General features: G+C 56.1%; 16 protein-coding genes. 8 read left to right on the top strand and 8 right to left on the bottom strand.

Annotated features, from left to right (window positions below):
* Positions 1-101: 101 nt before the first annotated feature.
* Positions 102-923: a bifunctional allantoicase/(S)-ureidoglycine aminohydrolase gene (locus tag PYL13_RS19510; RefSeq protein ID WP_250984410.1), complete on the bottom strand. Its 822-nt coding sequence runs from the start codon at positions 921-923 to the stop codon at positions 102-104.
* Between the two features lie 281 nt (positions 924-1,204).
* Here PYL13_RS19510 and PYL13_RS19515 point away from each other — a divergent pair, with 281 nt between their 5' ends.
* From PYL13_RS19515 to PYL13_RS19545, 7 genes are all read left to right on the top strand, one after another.
* Positions 1,205-2,797 (top strand): ABC transporter substrate-binding protein, encoded by a 1,593-nt coding sequence (locus tag PYL13_RS19515; RefSeq protein WP_275643351.1) that lies wholly within the window; start codon positions 1,205-1,207, stop codon positions 2,795-2,797.
* A 79-nt stretch (positions 2,798-2,876) separates the two neighbouring features.
* Complete coding sequence (locus PYL13_RS19520; RefSeq protein WP_275643304.1) at positions 2,877-3,830, top strand: ABC transporter permease; 954 nt, start codon at positions 2,877-2,879, stop codon at positions 3,828-3,830.
* Positions 3,831-3,833: 3 nt separating this feature from the next.
* Complete coding sequence (locus PYL13_RS19525) at positions 3,834-4,724, top strand: ABC transporter permease (RefSeq protein ID WP_250984408.1); 891 nt, start codon at positions 3,834-3,836, stop codon at positions 4,722-4,724.
* Entirely contained in the window at positions 4,724-5,773 is a 1,050-nt protein-coding gene (locus tag PYL13_RS19530; protein ID WP_259148895.1) for an ABC transporter ATP-binding protein, read from the top strand. The genes PYL13_RS19525 and PYL13_RS19530 overlap by 1 nt, the downstream gene beginning before the upstream one ends.
* A gap of 1 nt (position 5,774) precedes the next feature.
* Entirely contained in the window at positions 5,775-6,737 is a 963-nt protein-coding gene (locus tag PYL13_RS19535; RefSeq protein WP_275643305.1) for an ABC transporter ATP-binding protein, read from the top strand.
* A gap of 76 nt (positions 6,738-6,813) precedes the next feature.
* Entirely contained in the window at positions 6,814-7,494 is a 681-nt protein-coding gene (locus tag PYL13_RS19540) for an aspartate/glutamate racemase family protein (protein ID WP_275643306.1), read from the top strand.
* Between the two features lie 101 nt (positions 7,495-7,595).
* On the top strand, positions 7,596-8,435 hold the full coding sequence (locus PYL13_RS19545) for a MurR/RpiR family transcriptional regulator (RefSeq protein ID WP_250984405.1): 840 nt from the start codon (positions 7,596-7,598) through the stop codon (positions 8,433-8,435).
* Positions 8,436-8,478: 43 nt separating this feature from the next.
* On the opposite strand, the gene PYL13_RS19550 is transcribed toward PYL13_RS19545, so the two are convergent.
* From PYL13_RS19550 to PYL13_RS19580, 7 genes are read right to left on the bottom strand one after another with little or no spacing between them, the layout of a single operon-like run.
* Positions 8,479-9,105, bottom strand: a complete 627-nt coding sequence (locus PYL13_RS19550; protein ID WP_275643307.1) for a dual specificity protein phosphatase family protein — start codon at positions 9,103-9,105, stop codon at positions 8,479-8,481.
* Between the two features lie 45 nt (positions 9,106-9,150).
* Positions 9,151-10,062, bottom strand: a complete 912-nt coding sequence (locus PYL13_RS19555) for an inositol monophosphatase family protein (protein ID WP_275643308.1) — start codon at positions 10,060-10,062, stop codon at positions 9,151-9,153.
* A gap of 59 nt (positions 10,063-10,121) precedes the next feature.
* Positions 10,122-11,246: an ABC transporter substrate-binding protein gene (locus PYL13_RS19560; RefSeq protein ID WP_405049452.1), complete on the bottom strand. Its 1,125-nt coding sequence runs from the start codon at positions 11,244-11,246 to the stop codon at positions 10,122-10,124.
* 50 nt (positions 11,247-11,296) lie between these two features.
* Positions 11,297-12,436, bottom strand: a complete 1,140-nt coding sequence (locus tag PYL13_RS19565; protein WP_275643309.1) for an ABC transporter substrate-binding protein — start codon at positions 12,434-12,436, stop codon at positions 11,297-11,299.
* 23 nt (positions 12,437-12,459) lie between these two features.
* The gene (locus tag PYL13_RS19570; RefSeq protein ID WP_275643310.1) at positions 12,460-13,587 is read right to left on the bottom strand and encodes an ABC transporter substrate-binding protein; all 1,128 of its coding nucleotides are present in this window, start codon (positions 13,585-13,587) and stop codon (positions 12,460-12,462) included.
* A gap of 41 nt (positions 13,588-13,628) precedes the next feature.
* Positions 13,629-14,762: an ABC transporter ATP-binding protein gene (locus PYL13_RS19575; protein WP_250984400.1), complete on the bottom strand. Its 1,134-nt coding sequence runs from the start codon at positions 14,760-14,762 to the stop codon at positions 13,629-13,631.
* Positions 14,762-16,615: an ABC transporter permease gene (locus PYL13_RS19580; RefSeq protein ID WP_250984605.1), complete on the bottom strand. Its 1,854-nt coding sequence runs from the start codon at positions 16,613-16,615 to the stop codon at positions 14,762-14,764. The genes PYL13_RS19575 and PYL13_RS19580 overlap by 1 nt, the downstream gene beginning before the upstream one ends.
* Positions 16,616-17,162: 547 nt before the next feature.
* Between PYL13_RS19580 and PYL13_RS19585 the strand changes: the two genes are divergently transcribed.
* Positions 17,163-18,149 carry a LacI family DNA-binding transcriptional regulator gene (locus PYL13_RS19585; protein ID WP_275643311.1) on the top strand — a complete coding sequence of 329 codons (987 nt, stop codon included), beginning with the start codon at positions 17,163-17,165 and terminating at the stop codon, positions 18,147-18,149.

The raw sequence follows: 18,149 nt of genomic DNA on the forward strand, positions 1-18,149 counted from the left end.
CATACAATCCTTGCACAAAAACAAAAACGCGTGCTGCTCCAAAACAAATCTGGCTTGATGCAACACGCGTTTCCTAGGGATAATTATCCCGCTTGCTTAGACTACCAGAGCGAGGTGTGGCGGTTCACATCCTTGTAGAGCAGGTACCGGAAGCGGCCCGGTCCACCGGCATAACACGCTTGCGGGCAGAAAGAGCGCAGCCACATGAAGTCGCCGGCTTCGACCTCGACCCAATCCTGATTGAGCCGGTAAACGGCCTTGCCTTCAAGCACATAAAGGCCGTGTTCCATGACATGGGTTTCCATGAATGGAATGGTCGCGCCTGGCTCAAAGGTCACGATGTTGAGGTGCATGTCGTAACGCACATCATCGGGATCGATGAAACGGGTTGTCGCCCAGCGGCCATCCGTTCCAGGCATGGCCGAGAGCGAGCGCTCATCTTCATGCGCGAAAATCGCTGGCGGAAGTTCCAGTCCTTCAACCTCCTGGAAGACCTTGCGAACCCAGTGAAACTTCACAGCCTCGGTGCCGGGATTGTGCAATTTCCACGATGAACCAGCAGGGATATAGGCAAAGGAACCGCTTCGCAGCGTATGTTCACCGCCATCGTACTCGATGACCATGCCACCCTCGACGACAAAGATTGCCGCCTGTGCACGTTTGTCCGGCTCCGGACGGTCGCTACCGCCACCCGGCTGTACTTCCATCACATATTGCGAAAAGGTTTCAGAGAAACCGGTCAGTGGTCTGGAAAGGATCCAGGCGCGCGTCGCTTTCCAGTGCGGCAGAACGCTGGTGACAATGTCAGTGAGCACACTACGCGGAATAACGGCATAGGCGGTTGTAAAAACAGCCTTGCTCGACAGAAGTTCTGTCTGGCCCGGCAACCCGCCAAACTGTGAGTGATATCGTTTCGTATCCATGGTTCATCTCCGCGGCGCACAATTGTGCATCTTCATTAGAAGCAGCACGAGTTTTAAGCAAACAATAAGTGGCGTCAGATTGCCACAACTCTTTCCAATTGCAAGCCAAACAATTGTAAAACAACATGAAACTATATTTTCACACAAAATGGCATGAAAACTGCTTCTCACAAAACGACTGGACAGAGGTTCAGCATAAACAACAAGAGGGAAACAGCATGATGCAAATTGCGAGGCAGATACAGACCAAACCATCCATTCTGCGCGGATTGAAAAACTCCATGCTGGTCGGCGCCACTGCTTTGGCCCTGATCACCACAAATGCAGGTATTTCGCTGGCCGCTGGCACTTTGCGTATTGGCATGACCGCCTCGGACATTCCACTGACCACAGGTCAAACCGATCAGGGCGGCGAAGGTCAGCGTTTCATGGGTTACACCGTTTATGACTCGCTTGTTGAATGGGATCTGTCGAGCGCCGACAAACCATCGGTCCTCACCCCCGGCCTCGCACTTTCCTGGAATGTTGATCCGGCTGACAACTCCAAATGGATATTCAAGCTGCGTGAAAACGTCAAATTCCACGATGGCAGCACATTTGATGCCGAGGCTGTCGTCTGGAACCTCGACAAATTGCTGAAGACCGACGCGCCGCAGTTCGATCAACGGCAGTCCGCACAGGGAAAGTCACGTATTCCCGCGGTTGCAAGCTACCGGGTCATCGACCCGACTACCGTCGAGATCACTACCAAAACACCTGATGCTACCTTGCCTTACCAGTTGAGCTGGATTCTGCTGTCGTCTCCTGCCAACTGGGAAGCCCAGGGCAAAAGCTGGGAGGCAGTAGCGCAAAAACCGTCCGGCACCGGCCCATGGAAACTTGAAAATGGCTTTACGCCACGTGAGCGGGCCGAACTGACGCCAAACACCGAATATTGGGACAAAAACCGCGTTCCGAAGCTCGATAAACTCGTCCTGATCCCCTTGCCAGAAGCCAACACCCGCATCGCAGCCCTTCGCTCTGGTGAAGTGGACTGGATCGAGGCGCCCGCACCGGATTCTGCCCAATCGGTCAAGGATGCCGGTTTCAACATCGTCACGAACGCCTATCCGCATAACTGGACCTGGCACCTTTCGCGTGTCGAAGGTTCTCCTTGGAATGACATCCGGGTTCGCAAGGCCGCAAACCTCGCCGTTGATCGCGACGGCCTGAACGAGTTGCTGGGTGGTTTTTCAGTGCCAGCTCAGGGATATCTGCCTCCGGGCCATCAATGGTTCGGCAAGCCGGATTTCAAACTGGAATATAATGTCGAGGCCGCCACCAAGCTGATGGAGGAAGCCGGTTACGGCCCGGACAAACGTTTGAAGACTAAGGTTATCATTTCCTCGTCCGGTTCCGGCCAGATGCTGCCACTGGCGATGAACGAATATATCCAGCAGACGCTGGCTGAAATCGGCATCGACGTCGAGTTCGAAGTGGCAGACTGGAACACCGTCATCAACATCTGGCGTGCAGGGGCAAAGGATGCCAGCTCGAAGGGTGGCACAGCTGTCAACTACAGCTACTTCATTCAGGATCCGTTCAGCGCGATGATCCGTCAGTCGCAGTGCAATCTCGCACCCCCAACCGGCACCAACTGGGGTTTCTATTGTGATCCGGAAATGGATGCCCTGTTCGACAAGGTACGCAACGCCTTTGACCCGGCAGAACAGGACAAGGTCTTGCAGCAGGTTCACGAAAAATACGTCAACGACGCCCTGTTCCTGATGGTCACCCATGACGTCAACACACGCGCCATGTCCGCCAAGGTCAAAGGCTTCGTGCAGGCGCAGAACTGGTTCCAGGATTTTTCGCAGATCACCATCGAACCCTGATCCATCGCAATGAACAGGATATGCCGGATACCCGGCATATCCCAGCTGCCCGATGCAACCCATTTCCAAGCGAGGACCAATGCTGGCGTATGGTTTGAAACGACTTCTGCATGTCATACCGGTCGCCATAGGCGTCAGTATCGTATGCTTCCTGCTGATCCACATCGCCCCGGGCGATCCGCTCGCCGCCGTACTGCCTTCAGATGCCTCGGCTGAACTCCAGGCACAGATGCGTAGCTTCTATGGCCTCGACCAGCCTCTACCCATACAATATCTGATGTGGATGTGGCGCGCCCTACAGGGTGATCTTGGCATGTCGATTGCCACCGGTCGTCCGGTCCTCGGCGAAATCGTCTCAGCTTCGATTAATTCCATCATTCTGGCTGTGGCTGCAACACTCATCGGCTTCACACTGGGAACCGCTCTTGGTTTTATGGCAGGTGTGTTTCGCGGCACATGGATTGACCGTATCGCTTCGGCCATTTCCATGCTCGGCGTCAGCATCCCGCATTACTGGCTGGGCATGGTGCTGGTCATCATCTTCTCGGTCACGCTCGGCTGGCTTCCCGCCATGGGCGGCGGACCCGGTGGTTCGGACGGTCGCACCATTGGCTGGGATTACATCCGCTACCTGATCCTGCCAGCCGTCACCATGTCGGTGATACCGATGGGCATTATCGCTCGGACGATCCGCTCACTGGTTGCCGATATTCTGGCGCAGGATTTCACGCAGGCTCTGGCCGCCAAGGGGTTGATGACTAGGCAGGTTCTGCGGCACGTGGTGCGCAATGTCGCGCCGACAGCTATTTCTGTCATGGGCCTGCAGCTTGGTTATCTGCTCGGTGGCTCGATCATTATCGAAACCGTGTTCTCCTACCCCGGCACAGGTTTTCTGCTGAATGGTGCCATTTTTACTCGCGACTTGCCGGTGCTGCAAGGCACAATACTGGTGCTCGCGATCTTCTTCGTCCTCGTCAATCTGATCGTCGATGTGCTGCAAAGCGCCATCGATCCGCGCATTCAAAGGAGCTGAGGCATGGCAGTCATTACCGCAGATCCCGTTACCGATGCTCCGCGCATCGCCCGCTCTCCCGGTTTCTGGCATGGCGTCGTCCAACGCATCTGTCGTGATCCGGTGGCATTGATTGCACTTTCCATCATCGTGCTGCTCGTTGCTATCGCCATTTTTGCACCCTATCTGGCACCTCACGACCCGACCAAAGCCAATGTCATTCGTCGACTGCGGCCAATCGGAACACCCGGCCATTGGCTGGGCACCGATGAGCTTGGCCGCGACATGCTCTCTCGTTTGATCTACGGCACACGACTATCGCTGATCATGGGCGTTGTCCCGGTCCCGATCGCATTTGTCATCGGTTCGACAATCGGCATCATCGCCGGTTATGCTGGCGGTCTCACCAACACGCTGATCATGCGCACCGTTGACGTCTTTTATGCCTTTCCTTCAGTGCTGCTGGCTGTTGCACTGTCGGGTGCCCTCGGGTCCGGCCTTGCCAATGCCATGGTCTCGCTGACCGTTGTGTTTATACCCCAGATCGCTCGTATCGCAGAAAGTGTGACAACACAGGTCAGAGGGCTGGATTATGTCGATGCAGCCCGCGCGTCCGGTGCACGTGCTCCGACTATCATCAGCGTGCATATTCTGGGCAATGTCCTCGGCCCGATCTTCGTTTTTGCCACCAGCCTGATTTCGGTATCCATGATCCTCGCATCCGGCCTTTCATTCCTCGGTCTCGGTGCCCGCCCACCGGATGCCGAATGGGGACTGATGCTCAATACATTGCGCACTGCGATCTACGTCAATCCACTGGTCGCAGCGCTGCCGGGAGTGATGATTTTCATCACATCGATCAGCTTTAATCTTTTCTCTGACGGGCTGCGCTCAGCCATGGATGTGAAGTCATGATGGACCTTACAAATGATAAGGAAGATCCGCGTGATCGCGGCGGACCGGCGCAGCCTCTGATTTCGGCACGTCGGTTATTGAAGCACTTTCCGGTCAAATCATCCGGGCTGTTTCAACCGAAAAAGGTCGTGCGCGCCGTTGATGGTGTAGATTTCGACATTCTCAAGGGCGAAACCCTTGGCGTGGTGGGCGAAAGCGGGTGCGGCAAATCCACGACGGCACGGTTGTTGATGCAGTTGATCAAACCCGACCAAGGCGAACTGCTGTTTGACGGTGAAACGGTTGGTGGCACCCTGCCGCTGACGGACTATCGCCGTCAGGTCCAGATGGTGTTTCAGGACAGTTACGCGTCACTAAATCCGCGCCTCACCATGGAAGAATCCATCGCCTTCGGTCCACAGGTTCACGGTGTACCGATCAACAAGGCCCTGGCGCGGGCTCATGACCTGCTACACCGCGTCGGACTTGAGCCCAGCCGTTTTGCAGGACGGTATCCGCATGAATTGTCAGGCGGTCAGCGCCAGCGCGTCAACATTGCCCGCGCCTTGGCTCTGGAACCGCGTCTGGTCATTCTCGATGAAGCCGTGTCCGCGCTGGATAAATCAGTCGAAGCGCAGGTCCTCAATCTTCTGCTCGATCTGAAACGTGATTTCGGCCTGACCTACCTGTTCATCTCGCACGACCTGAACGTCGTACGCTTCATGTGCGACAGGGTCATGGTCATGTATCTGGGTAAGGTTGCAGAAATCGGCAGCCGCGACGCGATTTTCGACCATACCAGACACCCTTATTCTGCCGCCCTTCTGGCATCCATGCCCAAGATGGATCCCGCAGAACGAACAATGGAGACACCACTGGCGGGTGATCCCCCAAACCCGATCGACCCACCGTCAGGTTGTCGTTTTCATACCCGCTGCTCCCTCGCTGAAGAGATCTGCAGCATATCCGTTCCGCCGCTTGCAAATGTATCTGCGCAGCAACAGGCCGCCTGTCTCATGTCCCTTTCGGGATCGGGACACAGCAAGGCCCACGCCATGATGGAGGCATGAGATGATTAGTCCGATGATCGATATCAGCAATCTCTCGGTGACGTTCAATCGCGGTCGCCGTCCGGTAAAAGCGGTGAGCGGCGTCAGTCTTTCGGTGCAATCCGGCGAAGTCGTCGCACTGCTCGGCGAATCCGGCTCTGGCAAAAGCGTAACGATGCGCTCGCTTTTGCGGCTACATCCCAAAGGCACAACAATGGACGGCTCTATGGTCGTCGGCGGCCGTGACATCACCGGCCTTTCAAAACGAGAATTGGGCAATTTTCGTGGCGCGGTCGTTTCCATGGTGTTTCAGGAACCCCGTCTGGCTCTGGATCCGGTCTATACTCTCGGGCGACAGATCGAGGAAACCATCATGCGCCACGAGCGAGTTTCCAGAAAGGAGGCCGCAGAGCGTGCGCTCGCCCTGTTTCAGAAGGTAAAAATCCCCTCGCCTGAACGCCGCCTGCAAAACTATCCGCATGAAATGTCGGGCGGAATGTTGCAACGATCAATGATTGCCATGGCGCTGGCCTGCAATCCGAAGGTTCTTCTGGCCGATGAGCCAACCACCGCGCTGGATGCAACCGTGCAGATACAGATCCTGCTGCTGATCCGCGAGTTGCAAAAGGAATATGGACTGTCGGTCATTTTCGTAACCCATGATATCGGCGTTGCCGCAGAGGTCGCAGACCGGATCGCCGTCATGTATGCGGGTCGCATTGTTGAAGAAGGCACGGTCAGCGACATTATCAAGAACCCTCGACATCCCTATACCAAGGGGCTGCTTGGCGCACGCGTTGAGCTTGCTCACGGCCGCGACCGCCTGATCACCATTCCCGGATCACCGCCGGATCTCGCAAATATGCCACCCGGCTGCTCCTTTGCACCGCGCTGCTCGCAGGCGGTGCAAAGCTGCCATTCGACGGTGCCGAGGCTGGTTGGCACTGACACGAATGGGCAGGTTGCCTGCCTTCAATACACCTAGCGTTTGCCTTATCGTGTTCCAAAAATAAAAATGAACAAGGGAGGTGGGCGTCCCTGTACCGGACGCCCCAAATGACATGACACATATAACCCTCATCAACCCTAATACATCAAAGCACACGACGGCGATGATGACGGAGATTGCCCGTGGCCTGTTACCACCTGGCGTGACGATTGATGGCGTCACCGCAGAGCGTGGTGTGCCGATGATCATCGATGATCGGCAACTTGCCGCATCCGTCGCTGGCGTGGTGGAAATGGGGCTCGCAGCGGCCTCCCGCTCAGATGGCATCATTATCAGTGCCTTTGGTGACCCCGGCATCGACCAGTTGCGGCCATTGGTCGATATTCCCGTGGTTGGCATTTGCGAAGCGGGCATGCTGGAAGCGTCGAAGGGCGGACGCCGCTTTGGTATTGCCACCGTGACACCTGATCTCGTGGCGAGTTTCTCCAGCAAGGCAATCGGCCTTGGCCTTGGCCATCTCTATACCGGCACCCGTCTGACCCCTGACGACCCGCTTGAACTGGCGTCCAATGCCATCGCTCTTGAAGACGCCCTGGCGATAACCGTGCAGCAGTCTTTCGAGCTGGATGGCGCTGAGGCCGTGATTATTGGCGGCGGCCCCTTGGGGCAGGCGGCTGTCGGGCTTGCCCCTCGCTTCAAGATACCAGTTATTGCACCGATCAGTACTGCCGTTGAACAGTTGCTACGTCACATGGCAGACAGATCGGGCAACATGCGCGAGGCATGCTCGTGAGAGCGCCCTCCCACCGACATTCATCATCCAAAAGCATTTTGGTTGCTAATACCGCCACGCCTGTCAAAACTGCGACAGCAGATAATCTGGTGGAGTTAGGTGTGCCGAAAGAAAAGTCGTTTCTGTTTCGCGTAAGACAGGCGCTTCCCGAGCTTCACCCCGCAGAACGCCGGCTTGGTGAGTTCGTCTGCGATTTTCCCGGCGAATTGGCGAGCTATTCTGCGCAGGAACTGGCGGCGTTGGCCCATGTCTCGAAAGCCACCGTCTCGCGTTTTGTGCAACGGTTGGGGTACGATAACTACGAAGAAGCCCGTCGCCATGCCCGCACCGAAAAACAGACGGGATCGCGGCTGTTTCTGACGACTTCAGCGGATGCATCATCCACCCAGTCGGTCAAAGCACATGTGGCTCAAGGCATCGTCAATATCGAGGCAACGTTCCTGTCGATCACGGACCATCAGATCGATGCCATTGCCGAGGCAACATTGGCGGCAAGAAAGGTCTGGGTCATCGGTTTTCGCAGCAGCCAGCCGTTCGCAGCCTATATGCAATGGCAACTGACTCAGGTGATCGAAAACATCGTCGCCATCCCGGGCCCCGGGCAAACCTTGGGAGAGCACCTCGTCAGTTTCCGACCCGATGACGTGGTCATTCTGTTTGGTCTTCGCCGTCGTGTCGCAACCATGGACACGCTGCTGGAACAGATTGCAAAATCAAAGGCAAAGCTCGTATACATCACCGATGAAGGCGCTCCGCTGCTGACCACGGCAGCCTGGCATCTTCACTGCCAGACGTTAGCGCCCGGCCCATTGTTCAACCACACATCGGTTCTCACTCTCTGCCATCTTCTGATCACCAGATGCCTGGAAAAAGCAGATATCGCGGGCCGCGCCAGACTACGCAGCATCGAGGCACTGAACGACAGTCTGGACGAGCTTTAGCCGGACAGCATTTCATCCAGTCGGCCCGGCATCATGTCGACCGCTAGGCCGAGCGGTCGATCATCTTGATCCATTCGGCGGCACGCCGTGCCGCATTCGCCAACACCGGCTTTGGTGCCTTGTACCACTCATCTTCCGGCAACTCGCGGCGGGCGCGCACGTGGTCGACTGCTGCTTCCAGTGTCGGAAACTCATCCGGCAGGGTCAGGTGTAGAAACAGCGAAACGACGGCAACCGAACGGGACCGGCCACCGCGGCAGTTTACCAGCACACTGCCACGTTCCCGACGGGGATAAGAAGGTTTGTCGGGAAGTATCTGCTCCAACGCCGCCCGGAAGATATAATGAGCCGCCACCATCTGCGTGTCCGGATTGCCATCGCCATCGATCAAGCCAATCTTGTAATAACGGATTTCGCCCGGCCCATAGACGCTGCCTTCGTGGTCCGACACGACCTGCGGCTGACGGACATAGTTGAAGTCGAGATTGACAGCGCAATTGACGACGGTGGTAATACCGTTGCGACGCAAAAGATCGAGATCGCTTGCGCCTTCCTTACCCGAGATAAACAGATCGACCCCATAGGTCGGGTGACGCTCATAGATCAGGCTGAGTTTCGGCAGTTCGCGGCTTTCCGGCATCTGCGGTTTTCTGGTTTCAACGTGCTGCATATTTTCCTCCGCAAATGACGGCTTACCTTGATTGCTTTAACCCGATTATCCGACCCGGGTCGATGTCTGTATCTGGCTAGCCTTGGCGATACGGGTTTCCGAAATGGAACGGGCAACATGCTCAAGCGCCGGATAGTTCGCACCTTCGCCCGTTGCGATGTAACCGGGGCACAGAAAATCGAGTGAACCCGGCGCCACCTTGCCCAGCGTCAGCGGCTCATACTGGCCACCGGCATTTTTGAGAATAAGCGTGGCCGCTGCCACGTCCCAGGCATTGACCCCAAACCCGGTGGCGGCATCAGCCCAACCGACTGCGACATGGGCGATACTGAGGGCTGCACTGCCCGGACGACGCAGCGTCGAAAAGGTCTCTACCAGCACCCCAAAATTGGCGAGAGCTACCTCCTTGCCGTCCAGACGGAAGTCGCGCGAAACCGGATAACCGGTAATCAGGGTTGCCTTGGCCTCATCGGCAACCGAACGGGAACGGATCGCCTCATCATTGAGATAGGCAAATTCAAGATCGGCGGCAAACATCAGATCTGCCACCGGGTCCAGTATCGCGCCGGCAACCACCTCACCGTCAATGACAGCTGCAATCGATACGCACCAGAATGCCAGACCGCGGGCAAAATTTGCGGTGCCATCAATCGGGTCGACATACCACTGGATGTCACCTGAACCGATCTGGCCACCTTCCTCACCCATGATCGCCGAATTAGGCTCACGCTCCAGAATGAAGGCTCGGATCGTCGCCTCGGCCCGTTTGTCATGGACTGTCACAATGTCATGCAGATCGACTTTGTAATCAACCGTCATGTTCGACCGAAAAGCCTCCAGAAGCGGCGCTCGAACTGCAAGTGCCGCTGATTTCGCAAGCTCCATCAACCGTCGGGATCGGGCAAGTGCATCCTCTGAAGCAGGCTGCGGGCTGGTGGAATTCTTGTCGGTCGACATGTATGTTTTACCTCTTTGCGATGGAAAAGCCGGCGCGGCCAAAACCGCGCCGGACAACGTTATTTCTTGTAATTGACCCGCCAGAAGTCCTGCCACTCTTCACGACGATCAAAGTCGTCGAGGCCAGTTGCCGAACGATAGCCGAGTAGCTTATCGGCGACCTTTGCAAGACCCGATGGCTCATCATCCGGCACCTTGATGTCGGTATTGGTCGGGATTTTCCCGTCCTTCATCTGCGGTGTAATGCCTTCTTCCGTCAGAATGTAATGGACAAAAAGCTTTGCGGTGTTGGGGCTTTTCGTTTTGGAGGCAATCAGACCAAGCTTGATGTAGGTCCAGCCCACCCACGGATCGAGGTCGGCACACACGCCGAGCTTATATCCCTTGTCTCCATTATCGCGAAACTTGGCGGAGCTTAGCAGCCCAATGAACGGTTCTTTCTGGCCAGCAGCACCAACGGCTTCAGCCACCGGGTCGTCGCCATCGGTGGCAAGTGGTGCATTTTGTGCCAGTGCCTTGATCCATGCGGCAGCGGCACTTTTCTCCGACGTTTCCAGATCCTTGCCGAAATGCGCCTTGTAAGCTGCGGCGACCTTGTCATTGCCATGTGTTTCAAGCTGGTTGAACCAGTCGGTGTAAGTGCCCTTGGTAAGCGGATCAACCAGAGCAACCTTGCCCTTCCACTTGGTCTCCGTCAGTTCCCAGATATTGCTGACCGGGCACTTGTCGTAAGCCTCGGTATTGTAGGCCCAGACGTTGGCATTGGTCGAAATTGCCAATGGGTCCTGAAACTCCTCGGGAATTTTCGACGCCATATCGCCGGGCAAATAATTCTCGACAAAACCTTCCGGCAAAAGCTGCGCAAGGGCGGCCGGCGCGTCGGTGATCAGCACCACATCACCCTGCACATTGCTGGACTGGCTTTCACGAATGATCATTTCGAGCTGGCTGTTGGCAGACACCTTCATGCCGGTCACCTTCAGCCCATATTTGTTGCTGAAGTTCTCGGCCATCTCCACGATCTTGCCTGTGCTGTCGTAGATGTTGATTGGTTTTTCCTGCTTGGCCGCAGCGACCAGAGCATCGAGATCAAAGGCTTCTTCGGCCCGCAAAGATCCCGCTGAGACACCCGCCAAAAGGCTGGTGGCCAACAGCACCCGCATCATATGCTTTCCATTGCGCATGACTTCCCCTCCCAAGGAAAATAGGGCAGGCCTCCCGCCTGCCCCGTGCTTCATTTTTTGTAGTTGACCCGCCAGAAATCCTGCCAGCTTTCACGCTTGTCCAGGTCCTCAGCGGCGGTGCTCGCATCAAATGCCATAAGCTCGTCGAGATGCTTGGCGATGCCCGATGGCTCATCTGCTGGCAGGCCAATCTTCGAGTTGCCCGATATCTTGCCGTCGGCGATTTGCGGAGCGATGCCCTCTTCAGTCATCAGGTAGCGAACGAAGAGTTTTGCGGCATTCGGGCTCTTCGTCTGGCCTGCAATCAGGCCAAAGCCTGGATACAGAAAGCCGGTGAAGGGCTGTACGCCAGTGCAAAGACCAAGCTTCAGGCCCTTGGATTCATTGTCACGGTATTTTGCCGTGGACGTGATCACGAAGAAAGGTTCGGCCTGTCCCGGCGCCCCGGCAGCTTCTGCCACGGTCGAAGAATCCGACAATAGCGGCGCATTTTCCGCAAATGCCTTCACCCAGGAGGCCGTCGCCGTCTGATTGGTCGTATCAAGCGGTTTGCCGTAAAGCGCTTCATAGGCCTTGGCGACATCCTCATCGTGATGGGTCTCGATCTGGTTGAACCAGTCGGCATAAAGCGGCTTGTCGAAGAGGTCGAGCATAGCAAGCTTGCCCTTCCACTGCGGTTCCGTCAGTTGCCAAATATTGCTGACCGGGCACTTGTCGTATTTTTCAGTGTTATAGGTCCACACATGCGGGTCGGAAACGACAACAAGCGGATCGCGCAGCTTTTCGGAAATGTCGTTCGTCAGATCCGGTGGCGTCCAGCTGCTGACGATACCCTGCGGCAGCAACTCGCCCATGGCGGAGGCCACATCGGTGGCGACACTGACGTCACCAACGATATTACCGGCTTGGTGCTCGCGGATCATCAGTTCGATCTGCGTTGCTTCGTTCACCTTTTTGCCGCTGGCCTGAACACCATACTTTTCGGTGAAAGACTTCGCGGTATCAACGATTTTGCCGGTGACAGCATAAACGGTGATCGGTGGTTCCTTTTTAGCCGCATCGATCAGCGCGTCGAGATTAAAGGCATCTTCAGCATGGGCCGCGCCACTGAGTGCTGTTGCAACCAGCATTGCAACGGCGGATACCGCCGATTTGCGCCGATCAAGCTTGGTTCGTTTGGTTTGGGTCATGATATCAACTCCACATCCGCCATTCATTTTCGGTAATTCATCCGCCAGAAATCCTGCCAGTCCTCGCGCGCATCCCAATCTTCGAGAGCGCTTGCCATGCTGTACGGCAGCACCTGATCAAGAACCGCGCCAATGCCGGACGGCTCGTCCGAAGGCAGGCTGACATCACGGTTGGTGGACATCTTTCCGTCGATTGCCTGCGGCGCGATGCCTTCAGCAGTCATCACGTAATGCATGAAGAGCTTGGCGGCGTTCGGACTGTCCGTGCCCTTGGTGATCAGGCCAACCCCGGGATAAAGCCAGCCGAGCCATGGTTTCAAATCCTTGCAGAGGCCGAGTTTCATGTCCTTGTCGGCGTTATCACGGAACTTGGCAGAGCTGATCAGCCCCATGAATGGCTCAGACTGGCCCGGTGCACCCACCGCATCTGCAGCCGCCGCATCGGCATCGGTCAGAAGCGGAGCATTCGCTGCGAGCGCCTTGATCCAAGCTGCCGTTGCCGTTTCCTCGCCCTTTTCAAGGTCCTTGCCGTAGAATTCCTTGTAAGCGGCTGCGACCTTGTCATCGCCGTGTTTGGCCATCTGGTTGAACCAGTCGACATAGGACGCCTTGCCGAGCGGGTCCTGCATAGCAACCTTGCCCTTCCACTTTGGCTCGGTCAGTTCCCAGATGTTGGTGACAGGGCATTTGTCGAACAGTTCAGTGTTGTAGGCCCATACATTGGCGCTGTTCACCACGGTCAACGGCGACTGGTATTCTGCAGGGATCTTGTCTGCGAGATCCGGTGGCAGCCAGCTTTCCGCAAATCCTTGAGGTATCAGCTGCGCCATGGCGGCTGGAGCATCGCTGATAATCGACACGTCGCCCTGAATATTGTTGGCACGCGCCTCACGAATGATCATCTCAAGCTGTGCTGTTGCCTTGACCTTCGAACCTTCGGCGGAAAGTCCGTATTTTTTGGCAAAGTTTGCAGCCATTTCGACAATCTTGCCGGTACTGTCATAGACAGTGATCGGCTTTTCTTTTTTTGCAGCCTCAACCAGGGCATCGAGGTTAAAAGGCTCCTCCGCCTTCACCACGCCCCCCAGCGTTGTCAAAACCGCGGCCGTTAACAAAAACCGGCCCATGCATCCCTTCACGTCACGCTTCATACTGCTTCTCCTCCAGCAAGCGCCCCAATGATCAGTGAATTTCAGTTGTAACTATTCTTCCTCAGCACCGTGTCCGCCTCGTTGACCCGACGCCCATCCGCGTCGAAGACATGCAGGGCTTCCGGCGGCGCGTGCACAAATACCCGCTCGCCGCTGTCGATCCGTGGCAGGGCATGCGTCGTCAAAAACAGCGTGTGGTTCTGGCTCTTCAATTCGAGGATCCAGCTGCCACCGGTTGGCAGTACGCCAGTAACGGTCATCTCCACGCCGAAATTGTTTTCGGGCACAGACTTCTGTTTTGAGGTGTATTCCAGCGCTTCCGGCCGGATACCAACCGAACCGATGCCGCGCAGTTTCGGGTAATTCTTCGCGAAATAGGCTTCGGCCTTGTCGGCAATGTCAGACACGCCCGGTTTGCCGAAGGTCAGAATATTAATTGGCGGGCTACCGACGAATTCGGCAACGAACCGGTTTGCCGGACGATCATAGATATCGTTTGGCGTACCCATCTGCTGCAATGTGCCTTCGTTCATCACAGCAATCGTCGTTGCCAGTGTCATCGCTTCCCACTGGTCATGGGTCACGAAAACAATCGTCGTCTTGAATTCGTTGTGCAGGCGTTTCAGCTCGGCACGCATTTCAAGTCGCAGGCGCGCATCAAGGTTGGACAAAGGCTCATCGAGCAAAAGCACGCCCGGATTGACCGCCAGCATACGAGCCAGCGCAACACGCTGTTGCTGACCACCGGACAGCTGCGACGGGTAACGATCACGATACTTGGCAATATCGAGAGCCTGCATGACACGCTCTACCCGCGCTTCGCGTTCGGCCTTCGGCAAGTTGCGCAGTCTCAAACCAAAATCGGTATTGCGCTCGATCGTCAGGTGCGGCCACAGCGCATAGCTCTGGAACACCAGACCCATTTCACGCTTTTCCGGTGGTACAAAGACGCCCTGTTGTACGGAGTCGACCACCCGTTCTCCTACCCTGATCTCGCCACCTGACAGGTTTTCCAGCCCCGCAATCATGCGAAGGGTTGTGGTCTTGCCGCAGCCAGAAGGACCGAGCAGGCACATGAATTCGCCGTCGCGGATTTCCAGATCAAGATCGGCAACCGCGTTTGCGGAGTTCACACCATAGTTTTTCTGCGCGCCGCGCAGGTTGATTGTAGGCATTAGCTTCCAAGTCCTTCTGCAAGATTTGTGCGTGTCAGCTTCTGGGCCAACAGCGTGCCGAAATAGGCAATTGCGGCAATGATCAGCACCACGGCATTGGCTGCCTGTGTGTAGTGGTAGTCGACCAGTCGCAGGGAAAAGGTGGTCAGAACATCAGTGCTCGGTACCGCCAGGATCACGAAGAGGCTGAGGCCCTTGATGCCCGAGATGAAGGGCAGCAGCACGCCGGTGACCAGTGAGCCCTTCTGAATCGGAATCACGATGGAGATCATGCGGCGGAACCAGCCAGCACCAGCAACCTGTGCCGCTTCTTCCGGATCCTTGCCCAGCTGCGTCATGGCGGAAATACCGGCACGCGACGCATAGGGCATCTGATCAGCAATCAGCGCCAGTATCAGGATGGTCACCGTGCCATAAAGCGCAGGCATTGGACCACGCGGTACCGCAAACAGCGACAGATAGGCCGCCGCAAAGGCAATGCCCGGCACCAGATATGGCAGGAAGGTTACCTGACGCAAATAGACCGACAGACTGCGCACTGGTGTACGGATAACCACATAACCGACCAGCAGACCAAGCACACCTGAAGTCAGTGATGCGAAACCAACGATCATCATGGTGTTTTTGGCAGCCGCCCACAGATCAGGGCTCAACAGCACGCCTGTTTGCAGCGCAACCGTATGCAGGTTGGTGCCGATCCAGTAATCGAGGGTGAAGTTGTCGAAGGTGAAACGCGCAGGCACCTTCATGACAGTCGACAGAACCAGCGTGAGCAACGGCATGCCAACGCTCAGGATAAAGACGGCCGCAGCAAACCCGGTTGCCGGAAGGCGAAGTTTGCCGAGGCGGTTCTGGCGGTTCATTGATCCCTTGGAACCGATAGTCACGAAACGACGTGCTTCCCGCACCAGCCGTGCATCAATCATCAAGGTGATGATACCGATCAACATGATCGATGCGGCAACCACACCGGCGACACCCGTCTGGCGCGAGGCGATACTGCGGAACAACGACGTTGACAGCACTTCGAACTTCACTGGCAGACCCAGAACGTAGGGCACACCAAACTCGCCAAGGCACTTTGCAAAAATCAGCACCATGGATGACAGAAGCGCCGGGCGCATCAGCGGCATGATGATCTGGATGGCGACCTGATAACGACGCGCACCGAGAATACGGGCCGAGTCCTCAAGCTGCGAGTCAAACCGGCGCAGGGCAGAACCAAACAGCAGGATGACAAACGGCGTATAATGAAGCGCCAGAATGATGGTGATTGGAAAGCGCCCATAGGCAACCCAGTCCGGCGGCGTCAGGCCCATGGCCTCAAACCAGCCGGGCTGGCCACCCACGGTGCGGTTTTTAAACAGGGTTGTCCAGGCCAGTGCGAATGTCCATGCAGGCAGCATGTAAGGCACGATCAGCGCAGTCGCGAACCAGCGACGGCCAAACATGTCGGTGCGGCTGATCAGCCAGGCCAACACGGTGCCAATTACCAGCGACAGGGAAATTGCGCCTAGCGCCACTGTCAGCGTGTTGGCCAGCGGCCGCCAGAACAGGTCCGTTGCGACCGGCGAGAAAAACGCCCGGTCGAGATAATACATCGTGAGATCGCCGACATCCTTGCCAAGTCGGCGCTCATGACCGAACTGCACCCGAACCGAATCCAGCACGATCGATATGATCGGCACGACAATCAGATAGGTGAACAGCAAGGCGGTCAAAACGCCGATCAATGTCGTCGGCTCTCGCAGCGCAATCTTCAGCCGATAGCGCCAAGCCTGCCACGCTGAAGGTGCACCTATGGCGCGTTGCTCCACCGCATCGGCTTTGTTTGTGTCACTTAGAAGAGCCATCATTCCTCCCCAGGCCTTCCATTGCGATGTCATGCGCCACTCGATGAAAAGCGCGCAAAATCCCTCCACCCAAATCGCGTAAATACGATTTTGGGCACTGTGGGCATCAGCAATGTATTCAATCCTCCCAACGGGACTCCCGACCCGTCAGCCTTGGTAAACGCCCAATCAGGGGCGCTCCTGCTTATCCAAGGCATGGATTTTGAGCCCCGATGCCTTCGACTATGGTTGGATGATCAATCCTCATGAAGGTTTTGTCAATGATAAAATTGCACACGTGATCAATATTATAATTAATTGATTTTGCTTGATTATTTTATGTATATTTTGGATATTTATTGCACACGTGATCAGAGGGAAAGCCCGTCAGATAAAAATGACATCACGCGTGTCTGTGACAGAGTTGAACAGAGACGTCACAATGGACGTGCCGGACCACGCGTTACGAGAAATTCTCGCACCACAAACGCGTGTTTCGACATTTTGGGGATTGGAAAAACCCCAACTTTGTGGCCTGTGATGAAGTGAAAAATATCAGGGGGAATGCATGGCCCGAGGCTTTGTAACGGCGGAAGAAGTGGCAAAACGGGCTGGCGTATCTCGCTCGGCCGTATCACGAACATTCACCCCGGGCGGCAGCGTGTCGAAAGCGGTGCGCAAGAAGGTTCTGAAAGCGGCGCAAGATCTTGGCTACCGCGTCAATCGTCTGGCGCAGGGTTTGAACAATGATCGCTCCAATCTCATTGGTGTGGTCGGTGCCAATCTCAGTTCGCCGTTCATTTCCAAACAACTCGATGCTTTAAGCCTTGCGCTTTTGCGTCGTGGTTCACAGTGCCTTCTTTTGAACGCCGCGGATGCACGCAAAGATATCGCACCGCTGATCGAACTGCTTTTTGAGTTCCGTGCGCAGGCAATCGTTGTACTGTCAGGTGAACCACCGGCCTCGATCGTGGATGAATGTATTGCCAATGGCGTGCGTCTTATCCTGATCAACCAGAGCATGGACCGCACTGACACCAATATCGTTCTCAGTGACGATTCACATGGCGCCGATCTGGCGGCAATGCGGCTGCGGACTGCGAAATGCAAAAAAGTCGCCGTCGTCACCAGTGGCAGCCAGACCCCGGCACAGCTTCGCCGCGCCAAGGCCTTTACCAAACGGATGGACAGCGAAGGTATTGAAGTTGTCAGCTGGTCTAACGGCCCAACCAGTTATGACAGCGGTTATCAGGCCGGTTGTGAATTGCTGAAAGACAAGGATATAGATGGCGCATTCTGCGTCACCGACCTGCTGGCGCTCGGTTTTCTCGACGCCGCCCGATTGGAAATGAAGCGCCGCGTACCGCAGGATCTTTCGGTTGTCGGTTTTGACGACATCCCCCAGGCCGGCTGGAAAAGTTATCAGCTCACCACCATCGCCCAGTCCTTTGATGCGCTGACTGAAAAGGTTTTGACCGCGCTCGACAGCGACGAACCGGAAACCAGATTGCAGGTCGTACCGGTCAGCATGGTGGAGCGGACAACCGCCCGTTAA

The sequence above is a fragment of the Agrobacterium sp. Azo12 genome, from assembly GCF_029193765.2.
Classification (GTDB): Bacteria; Pseudomonadota; Alphaproteobacteria; order Rhizobiales; family Rhizobiaceae; genus Agrobacterium.

What these genes read in the sequence shown, in the direction of transcription:
- PYL13_RS19565 (WP_275643309.1), bottom strand. Translation starts at nt 12,436, where the DNA reads ATGACCCAAACCAAACGAACCAAGCTTGATCGGCGCAAATCGGCGGTA.
- PYL13_RS19570 (WP_275643310.1), bottom strand. Translation starts at nt 13,587, where the DNA reads ATGAAGCGTGACGTGAAGGGATGCATGGGCCGGTTTTTGTTAACGGCC.
- PYL13_RS19525 (WP_250984408.1), top strand. Translation starts at nt 3,834, where the DNA reads ATGGCAGTCATTACCGCAGATCCCGTTACCGATGCTCCGCGCATCGCC.
- PYL13_RS19550 (WP_275643307.1), bottom strand. Translation starts at nt 9,105, where the DNA reads ATGCAGCACGTTGAAACCAGAAAACCGCAGATGCCGGAAAGCCGCGAA.
- PYL13_RS19540 (WP_275643306.1), top strand. Translation starts at nt 6,814, where the DNA reads ATGACACATATAACCCTCATCAACCCTAATACATCAAAGCACACGACG.
- PYL13_RS19580 (WP_250984605.1), bottom strand. Translation starts at nt 16,615, where the DNA reads ATGGCTCTTCTAAGTGACACAAACAAAGCCGATGCGGTGGAGCAACGC.
- PYL13_RS19560 (WP_405049452.1), bottom strand. Translation starts at nt 11,246, where the DNA reads ATGCGCAATGGAAAGCATATGATGCGGGTGCTGTTGGCCACCAGCCTT.
- PYL13_RS19515 (WP_275643351.1), top strand. Translation starts at nt 1,205, where the DNA reads ATGCTGGTCGGCGCCACTGCTTTGGCCCTGATCACCACAAATGCAGGT.
- PYL13_RS19510 (WP_250984410.1), bottom strand. Translation starts at nt 923, where the DNA reads ATGGATACGAAACGATATCACTCACAGTTTGGCGGGTTGCCGGGCCAG.
- PYL13_RS19555 (WP_275643308.1), bottom strand. Translation starts at nt 10,062, where the DNA reads ATGTCGACCGACAAGAATTCCACCAGCCCGCAGCCTGCTTCAGAGGAT.
- PYL13_RS19585 (WP_275643311.1), top strand. Translation starts at nt 17,163, where the DNA reads ATGGCCCGAGGCTTTGTAACGGCGGAAGAAGTGGCAAAACGGGCTGGC.
- PYL13_RS19520 (WP_275643304.1), top strand. Translation starts at nt 2,877, where the DNA reads ATGCTGGCGTATGGTTTGAAACGACTTCTGCATGTCATACCGGTCGCC.
- PYL13_RS19535 (WP_275643305.1), top strand. Translation starts at nt 5,775, where the DNA reads ATGATTAGTCCGATGATCGATATCAGCAATCTCTCGGTGACGTTCAAT.
- PYL13_RS19575 (WP_250984400.1), bottom strand. Translation starts at nt 14,762, where the DNA reads ATGCCTACAATCAACCTGCGCGGCGCGCAGAAAAACTATGGTGTGAAC.
- PYL13_RS19530 (WP_259148895.1), top strand. Translation starts at nt 4,724, where the DNA reads ATGGACCTTACAAATGATAAGGAAGATCCGCGTGATCGCGGCGGACCG.